The following is a 774-nucleotide window of genomic DNA, read 5'->3' as shown; positions in this document are numbered from 1 at the left end:
CAGCTCAGCAGTAGTGCCTATGCCCTGGCGGCTCTTGAGCACAAACCGTCCGCCTAATTGTTCAATGAACCCGTGCRCCATCGACAGCCCCAGGCCTGTGCCTTTCCCCACCCCTTTGGTGGTAAAAAACGGGTCCATCGCCGACGCGAGTGTTTCCTCATTCATCCCTTCGCCCGTATCGGTCACGCTCAGGCAGACATAAGCACCTTCCTTCAGGGATAACGCTGTTTGATCGCCCCGCTTGGCTTTCCTGGCGGCGATGGCTATTTCACCACCATCGGGCATGGCGTCCCGAGCATTGGTGACGAGGTTCAACACGGCCAGCTCAAGCTGGTTGATGTCAGCCATGACTGGCTCAAGTTCAGTTGAAAAGTGCGTTTCAAGGGCCACTGAAGGCCCGAGGGAACTGCGTAACAACCCGCTGATACCTTCGATCAGTACGGGTATTTCCACGGATTCGAATTTGAGTTCCTGACGTCGGGCAAAGGCCAGCATGCGCTGAGTCAGGGACACACCGCGCAAGGCGCCTTGGCGGGCATTGTCGACCAAACGGGTCAGCTTCGGATCGTCCCCTATCCGTTTGCGCACGATTTCCAGATTGCCAAGGATCACCGTCAGCAAATTGTTGAAGTCGTGGGCGATTCCGCCGCTGAGTTGGCCGATGGCTTGCATTTTCTGCGCCTGGAACAACGCCTCGCGAGTACGTTCAAGGTCTTGTTGGGCCAGGGTCGCCTCGGTGATATCACGGGTAATCTTGGCAAAGCCCAGCAACGC

1 protein-coding gene is annotated in these 774 nt (G+C 57.2%); it reads right to left on the bottom strand.

Annotated elements, in window-relative coordinates:
• On the bottom strand, positions 1-774 hold a 774-nt coding region (locus AC1DRJ_RS30675; protein ID WP_477805415.1), incomplete at both ends, for an ATP-binding protein.

The sequence above is a fragment of the Pseudomonas sp. P5_B2 genome (assembly GCF_056400445.1).
This window is presented reverse-complemented; position numbering and strand designations above follow the sequence as displayed.